The sequence below is a fragment of the Pseudomonas fuscovaginae SE-1 genome (assembly GCF_000364705.1).
Taxonomy (GTDB): domain Bacteria; phylum Pseudomonadota; class Gammaproteobacteria; order Pseudomonadales; family Pseudomonadaceae; genus Aquipseudomonas; species Aquipseudomonas fuscovaginae_A.
The window spans coordinates 44,921-52,488 of sequence record NZ_AQOH01000093.1 but is presented as its reverse complement, the minus strand read 5'-3'; the positions used below and the strand labels follow the sequence as shown (position 1 = coordinate 52,488).

Below are 7,568 nucleotides of genomic sequence, written 5' to 3'. Positions count from 1 at the left end.
AACGCAGCATCACCGAGTATCAAGATTTTTCAGACAGAGCCTAGAAGTTATCGGGGATCTTCGCCTTCTCCCGGGCGCTGTCGCGGGCAATCAGCCCCTTGGTCAGCAGATCCTTGAGGCACATATCCAGTGTCTGCATGCCCAGGGAGCCGCCGGTCTGGATCGCCGAGTACATCTGCGCCACCTTGTCCTCGCGGATCAGGTTGCGAATCGCCGGGGTGCCCAGCATGATTTCGTGGGCCGCCACCCGCCCGCCACCGATCTTCTTCAACAGGCTCTGGGAAATCACCGCCTGCAGCGACTCGGACAGCATCGAGCGGACCATGGATTTCTCTTCCGCCGGGAACACGTCGACCACCCGGTCGATAGTCTTCGCCGCCGAGGTGGTGTGCAGGGTGCCGAACACCAGGTGCCCGGTTTCGGCGGCGGTCAGCGCCAGGCGGATGGTTTCCAGGTCGCGCATCTCACCCACCAGGATCACGTCCGGGTCTTCCCGCAGGGCTGAACGCAAGGCGGCGGAGAAACTCTGGGTATCGCGGTGCACCTCGCGCTGGTTGACCAGGCACTTCTTCGACTCGTGGACGAATTCGATCGGGTCCTCGATGGTGAGGATATGGTGGTGCCGGTTGTTGTTCAGGTGGTCGATCATCGCCGCCAGGGTGGTCGACTTGCCCGAACCGGTCGGCCCGGTCACCAGCACCAGGCCGCGAGGCACCTCGGTGATCTTGCGGAACACCTCGCCCATGCCCAGGTCGTCCATGGTCAGGACTTTCGACGGGATGGTGCGAAATACCGCGCCCGCGCCACGGTTCTGATTGAAGGCGTTGACCCGGAAGCGTGCAACTCCCGGCACCTCGAAGGAAAAGTCGGTCTCCAGAAACTCCTCGTAATCCTTGCGCTGGCGGTCATTCATGATGTCGTAGATCAGGTCATGGACCTGCTTGTGGTCAAGTGCTGGCAGGTTGATCCGCCGCACATCGCCGTCGACCCGGATCATGGGCGGCAACCCGGCCGAGAGGTGCAAGTCCGACGCGCCCTGTTTGGCGCTAAAGGCCAGCAGCTCGGTGATATCCATGAGACTCCCCAATACAGGTAGAATGCCGCAGACCTTTGAACTGCGGGCGAGATTGAATGACCACGATAGCAGACAACATTGCCTCCGTTGCAGCCCGTATCCGCGCCGCCGCCCAGGCCGCCGGCCGCGATGGCGCCGACGTCCACCTGCTTGCCGTGAGCAAGACCAAGCCCGCTGCCGCCATTCGCGAAGCCCATGCCGCGGGCATCCGGGATTTCGGCGAGAACTACCTGCAGGAAGCTCTCGGCAAGCAGGCCGAATTGACCGACCTGCCCTTGAGTTGGCACTTTATCGGCCCCATTCAATCGAACAAGACTCGTGCCATTGCCGAGCATTTCGACTGGGTGCACTCCGTGGATCGCCTGAAAATCGCACAACGCCTGTCAGAACAACGCCCGGCCAACCTGCCACCGCTGAACATCTGCATCCAGGTCAACGTCAGTGGCGAGGCCAGCAAGTCCGGCTGCGCCCCGGCCGACCTGCCGGCCCTGGCCGCCGCCATCGGCGCCCTGCCGAACCTGGTGCTGCGCGGCCTGATGGCGATCCCCGAACCCACCCAAGAGCGTGCCGCACAAGACGCCGCGTTCGCCACCGTGCGAACCTTGCAGAACAGCCTCGACCTGCCGCTCGACACACTTTCCATGGGCATGAGCCATGACCTCGAGTCGGCCATTGCCCAAGGCGCCACCTGGGTGCGGATCGGTACCGCCCTGTTTGGCGCCCGCGACTACGGCCAGGCCTGAAAGGGCCCACACTCTCTTTCCAAGGATCCTTCATGAGCAAGAATCGAATCACCTTCATCGGCGCCGGCAACATGGCTGCCAGCCTGATCGGCGGTCTGCGTGCCGAAGGCCTGGATGCCGCCCTGATTCGCGCCAGCGATCCGGGCGCCGAGACCCGCGCGCGGGTGGCGGCCGAACACGGCATCGACGTGTTCGCCGACAACGCCGAGGCCGTCCAGGGCGCCGACGTCGTGGTGCTGGCGGTCAAGCCACAGGCCATGAAGGCCGTGTGCGAAGCCCTGCGCCCCAGCCTCGAGCCCAACCAGTTGGTGGTGTCGATCGCCGCCGGTATCACCTGTGCCAGCCTGAACAACTGGCTTGGCGAGCAGCCGGTGGTGCGTTGCATGCCCAACACGCCGTCGCTGCTGCGCAAGGGTGTCAGCGGCCTGTACGCCACGCGCCAGGTCTCCGCCGAACAGCGCCAGCAGGCCCAGACCCTGCTGTCGGCCGTCGGCTCGGCCCTGTGGCTGGACGAAGAGCGGCAACTGGACGCGGTCACGGCGGTATCGGGCAGCGGCCCGGCGTACTTCTTCCTGCTGATCGAGGCCATGACCGCCGCCGGCGAGAAGCTCGGCCTGCCGCGTGAAATCGCCACCCAACTGAGCCAGCAGACCGCGCTGGGCGCCGCCCACATGGCCGTCGCCAGCGACGTGGATGCCGCCGAACTGCGCCGTCGGGTGACCTCCCCGGCCGGCACCACGGAAGCGGCGATCAAGACCTTCCAGGCCGGCGGCTTCGACGCTCTGGTAGACAAGGCGCTTGCCGCCGCCGCCCAGCGTTCGGCCGAAATGGCCGAGCAGCTCGGTCAGTAACTTTCGGGGGAATACTGATGTTTGCACTCAATAGCGCTGCCATCTTCGTCATCCAGACCCTGGGCAGCCTGTATCTGCTGGTGGTTCTGCTGCGTTTCATCCTGCAACTGGTACGGGCCAATTTCTACAACCCGCTCTGCCAGTTCACCGTCAAGGCCACCCAGCCCTTGCTCAAGCCGATGCGCCGGATCATCCCGAGCCTGTTCGGCCTGGACATGTCCTCGCTGGTGCTGGCGATCATCGTGCAGATGCTGCTGATGGCGGTGATCCTGCTGCTCAGCTATGGCGTGACCGGCAACATCGCCTACCTGCTGATCTGGGCGATCATTGGCGTCACCTCGCTGTTCCTCAAGGTGTTCTTCTTCGCCATGATCATCAGCGTGATCCTCTCCTGGGTCGCCCCGAGCAGCCACAGCCCGGCGGCCGAGCTGGTGTACCAGATCAGCGAGCCGGTGCTGGCGCCGTTCCGCAAGATCGTGCCGAACCTGGGCGGCCTGGATATCTCGCCGATCCTGGCGTTCCTGGTGATCCAGCTGCTGCAGAGCTACGTGATTCCGCCGCTGGCGGTGATGAGCGGCATGCCTGAAGTGCTGTTCCGCCTGATCTGATGAGGTAATTGTGGCGAGCGGGCTTGTCGGGGCGCCGCATCGCCGCGCTGGGTCGCGAAGCGATCCTAAAATCAGCGAACTCATTCTACCAGGCAGACCGAGACGACTGGTTTACGACTGCTTCGCAGCCGAACGCGGCGGTGCGGCGCCCCGACAAGCCCGCTCGCCACAGGACCGCTCCCCCCAAATGGGCTCGCCACGCAGGCCTTCGCTTGCCGCTGATCCCCCCGCTCATTAGACTTACGCCTCATTCAAGCGTGAGCAGGGTCGATGTCCACTGTCTTTCCCCACGATTCCGTCGGGCTGGTCGTGCCGCAAACGGCACACTTCAGCGAGCCCCTGGCCCTGGCCTGCGGTCGCTCCCTGCCGGCCTACGACCTGATCTATGAAACCTACGGCAGCCTCAACGCCACGGCGAGCAACGCGGTGCTGATCTGTCACGCCCTGTCCGGCCACCATCACGCGGCGGGCTATCACAGCCCCGACGACCGCAAGCCCGGCTGGTGGGACAGCTGCATCGGCCCCGGCAAGCCGATCGACACCAACAGGTTCTTCGTGGTCAGCCTGAACAACCTCGGCGGCTGCAACGGCTCCACCGGCCCGAGCAGCATCAACCCGGAGACCGGCAAGCCCTTCGGCGCCGACTTCCCGGTGCTGACCGTGGAAGACTGGGTACACAGCCAGGCCCGCCTCGCCGATCGCCTGGGCATCGGCCAGTGGGCGGCGGTGGTCGGCGGCAGCCTCGGCGGCATGCAGGCCATGCAGTGGACCATCACCTACCCGGATCGCGTGCGTCACTGTGTAGCGATCGCTTCGGCGCCCAAGCTGTCGGCACAGAACATCGCCTTCAACGAAGTGGCGCGCCAGGCGATCCTCACCGACCCCGAATTCCACGGCGGTTCGTTCCAGGAGCACGGCGTGATCCCCAAGCGCGGGCTGATGCTGGCAAGGATGGTCGGGCATATCACCTACCTGTCCGACGATTCCATGGGCGAGAAATTCGGCCGCGGGCTCAAGAGCGACAAGCTCAACTACGACTTCCACAGCGTCGAGTTCCAGGTCGAAAGCTACCTGCGCTACCAGGGCGAGGAATTCTCCGGGCGCTTCGATGCCAACACCTACCTGGTGATGACCAAGGCGCTGGACTACTTCGACCCGGCGGCGAACTTCGACAACGACCTGGCGAAGACTTTCGCCGGCGCCAAGGCCAGCTTCTGCGTCATGTCCTTCACCACCGACTGGCGCTTCTCCCCGGCCCGCTCGCGGGAAGTGGTCGATGCCCTGATGGCCGCGCGCAAGGACGTCTGCTATCTGGAAATCGACGCACCACAGGGCCACGACGCCTTCCTGATTCCGATCCCGCGTTACTTGCAGGCGTTCGGCCACTATATGAACCGGATTACCCTGTGAGGACGCCATGAGAGCCGACCTGGAAATCATCCAAGACTGGATCCCCGCCGGCAGCCGCGTGCTCGATCTCGGCTGCGGCGATGGCGAACTGCTGAGCTGGCTGCGCGACCACAAGCAGGTCACCGGCTACGGCCTGGAAAACGACGCCGACAACATCGCCGCCTGCGTGGCCAAGGGCATCAACGTCATCGAGCAGGACCTGGACAAGGGCCTGGGCAACTTCGCCAGCAACAGCTTCGATATCGTGGTCATGACCCAGGCCCTGCAGGCCGTGCACTACCCGGACAAGATCCTCGATGAGATGCTCCGGGTCGGCCGCCAATGCATCATCACCTTCCCCAACTTCGGCCACTGGCGCTGTCGCTGGTACCTGGCGAGCAAGGGCCGCATGCCGGTTTCGGAGTTCCTGCCGTACACCTGGTACAACACGCCGAACATCCACTTCTGCACCTTCGAGGACTTCGAGGAACTGTGCCGCGAGCGCCAGGCCAAGGTCATCGACCGGCTTGCCGTGGATCAACAGCACCGCCACGGGTGGGCCAGTAAGCTATGGCCTAATCTGTTGGGAGAGATCGGTATCTACCGCGTCAGCAGCCCCGGCCTGCAGGAACACCGGATCGCGGTATAAATCAGTTGAGTGCGAGGAGGATGATCATGGGACGTCTGGCGGTTTTCCTGTTGAGTGCCTGCCTGGGAGTGTCGGCGATGGCCGCCGACGCCATCAAGGGCGAGCGCCAGGAAGTGTTCGGTGATATCACCGTGCACTACAACACGTTCAACTCCACCTACCTGCAGCCGGACATCGCCAAGGCGACCGAGTTGGTACGCAGCAAGAACCAGGGCGTGATCAACGTCTCGGTAGTCAAGGCCGGCAAGCCGGTGGTGGCCCAGGTCAGCGGTGCCGTCAAGGACCTGACCCACAAGAGCCTGCCACTCACCTTCAAGCAGATCACCGAACAGGGCGGGATCTACTACATCGCCCAGTTCCCGGTGCCCCAGCAGGAAAACCGCACCTTCGAGATCGCGGTCACCAGCGGCGGGCAGACCCATACCTTCAGCTTCAACCAGGAGCTTTTCCCAGGCGAATGATGAATTTCACCCAGTTGGTACTGGCCAGCCATAACGCTGGCAAACTCAAGGAACTGCAGGCAATGCTCGGCGAGTCGGTGCACCTGCGCTCGATCGGCGAGTTCAGCAGCGTCGAGCCGGAGGAGACCGGCCTGTCGTTCGTCGAAAACGCCATCCTCAAGGCCCGCAACGCCGCCCGTATCTCAGGCCTCCCGGCGCTGGCCGACGACTCGGGCCTGGCGGTGGATTTCCTCGGTGGCGCACCGGGCATCTATTCGGCCCGCTATGCCGACGGCAAGGGCGACGCGGCGAACAATGCCAAGCTGCTCGAAGCGCTCAAGGACGTTCCCGAGGCGGAACGCGGCGCGCAGTTCGTCTGCGTGCTGGCCCTGGTCCGCCACGCCGACGACCCGCTGCCGATCCTCTGCGAAGGCCTCTGGCACGGTCGCATCCTCACCGCCGCCAGCGGTGAGCACGGCTTCGGCTACGACCCGCTGTTCTGGGTACCGGAACGCGACTGCTCCAGCGCCGAACTGAGCCCCGTGGAAAAGAACCAGCTCAGCCATCGCGCCCGCGCCATGGTCCTGCTGCGGCAACGCCTGGGCCTGAAATGACCCGGACTTCCCCCGCGTTGCCGCTGATCCACGGCGGCACGCAACCTCCTCGGGCGGCCTTGCCGCAGTTGCCGCCCCTGGCGCTGTACATCCATATCCCCTGGTGCGTGCGCAAGTGCCCCTACTGCGACTTCAACTCCCATGCCGCCAGCCCCGAGCTGCCGGAAGAAGAGTACGTCGACGCGTTGCTGGCCGACCTCGAACACGACCTGCCAGCCGCCTATGGCCGTGAGCTGAGTTCGATCTTCTTCGGCGGCGGTACGCCCAGCCTGTTCAGCCCGCAGGCACTGGGGCGGTTGCTCAAGGGCGTCGAGGCACGCATTGCGTTCGCCGCCGACATCGAGATCACCCTGGAAGCCAACCCCGGAACCTTCGAACAGGAGAAGTTCACCGCCTACCGGCAGTTGGGCATCAATCGCCTGTCGATCGGTATCCAGAGTTTCCAGGAAGACAAGCTCAAGGCCCTGGGCCGCATCCACACCGGCGGTGAAGCCGTGCGGGCGGCGGACATGGCCCGCCAGGCCGGCTTCGACAACTTCAACCTGGACCTGATGCACGGCCTGCCCGACCAGTCCCTGGAGGACGCTCTGGGCGACCTGCGCCAGGCCATCGCCTTGCAGCCGACGCACCTGTCCTGGTACCAACTGACCCTGGAACCGAACACGGTGTTCTGGAACCAGCCGCCAACGCTACCGGAAGACGACACCCTGTGGGACATTCAGGAAGCCGGCCAGGCCCTGCTGGCCGAGCACGGCTACGCCCAGTACGAGGTGTCGGCCTACGCCCAGCCCGGCCGGGCGGCGCGGCACAACCTGAATTACTGGAGCTTCGGCGATTTCATCGGCATCGGTGCCGGCGCCCACGGCAAGCTCAGCCATCCGGACGGACGCAGCGTGCGTACCTGGAAGACCCGCCTGCCCAAGGACTACCTGAATCCGGCCAAGCAGTTCCAGGCCGGGGAAAAGGCACTGGAGAACGACGAACTGCCGTTCGAGTTCCTGATGAACGCCCTGCGTCTGACCGAGGGCGTCGACGCGACCTTGTTCACCCAGCGCACCGGGCTCAGTCTCGACAGTTTGAACGAAGGTCGGGCCGAGGCCGAACAAAGCGGCCTGTTGCAGGTCGAACCGACACGTCTGGTGGCGACCGCCCGCGGACAACTGTTTCTCAATGACCTGCTGCAACATTTTTTGACCTAA

At 64.4% G+C, this 7,568-nt stretch carries 9 protein-coding genes; 8 read left to right on the top strand and 1 reads right to left on the bottom strand.

All coding sequences use genetic code 11. The annotated features are described in order from the left end of the window. Positions 1-40: 40 nt before the first annotated feature. The gene (locus K675_RS0110515) at positions 41-1,075 is read right to left on the bottom strand and encodes a type IV pilus twitching motility protein PilT (protein ID WP_017903481.1); all 1,035 of its coding nucleotides are present in this window, start codon (positions 1,073-1,075) and stop codon (positions 41-43) included. Between the two features lie 56 nt (positions 1,076-1,131). Here K675_RS0110515 and K675_RS0110510 point away from each other — a divergent pair, with 56 nt between their 5' ends. The 8 genes from K675_RS0110510 to hemW all read left to right on the top strand — a co-directional run bounded on the left by K675_RS0110510 (position 1,132) and on the right by hemW (position 7,568). Beyond that, a complete protein-coding gene (locus K675_RS0110510) occupies positions 1,132-1,818 on the top strand; it encodes a YggS family pyridoxal phosphate-dependent enzyme (protein WP_017903480.1) in 687 nt (228 codons plus the stop codon). Positions 1,819-1,850: 32 nt separating this feature from the next. Next, on the top strand, positions 1,851-2,669 hold the full coding sequence (proC, locus tag K675_RS0110505) for a pyrroline-5-carboxylate reductase (protein WP_017903479.1): 819 nt from the start codon (positions 1,851-1,853) through the stop codon (positions 2,667-2,669). A 17-nt stretch (positions 2,670-2,686) separates the two neighbouring features. Then, positions 2,687-3,277 (top strand): YggT family protein, encoded by a 591-nt coding sequence (locus K675_RS0110500; protein ID WP_017903478.1) that lies wholly within the window; start codon positions 2,687-2,689, stop codon positions 3,275-3,277. Positions 3,278-3,547: 270 nt separating this feature from the next. Next, complete coding sequence (gene metX, locus K675_RS0110495) at positions 3,548-4,687, top strand: homoserine O-succinyltransferase MetX (RefSeq protein ID WP_017903477.1); 1,140 nt, start codon at positions 3,548-3,550, stop codon at positions 4,685-4,687. Positions 4,688-4,694: 7 nt separating this feature from the next. After that, on the top strand, positions 4,695-5,315 hold the full coding sequence (gene metW / locus K675_RS0110490; protein ID WP_017903476.1) for a methionine biosynthesis protein MetW: 621 nt from the start codon (positions 4,695-4,697) through the stop codon (positions 5,313-5,315). Positions 5,316-5,341: 26 nt separating this feature from the next. Continuing rightward, entirely contained in the window at positions 5,342-5,776 is a 435-nt protein-coding gene (locus tag K675_RS0110485) for a DUF4426 domain-containing protein (RefSeq protein WP_017903475.1), read from the top strand. Then, positions 5,773-6,369 (top strand): RdgB/HAM1 family non-canonical purine NTP pyrophosphatase, encoded by a 597-nt coding sequence (rdgB, locus tag K675_RS0110480; RefSeq protein ID WP_017903474.1) that lies wholly within the window; start codon positions 5,773-5,775, stop codon positions 6,367-6,369. Before K675_RS0110485 ends, rdgB begins: the two co-directional genes overlap by 4 nt. Beyond that, positions 6,366-7,568 (top strand): radical SAM family heme chaperone HemW, encoded by a 1,203-nt coding sequence (gene hemW / locus K675_RS0110475; RefSeq protein ID WP_026145089.1) that lies wholly within the window; start codon positions 6,366-6,368, stop codon positions 7,566-7,568. Before rdgB ends, hemW begins: the two co-directional genes overlap by 4 nt.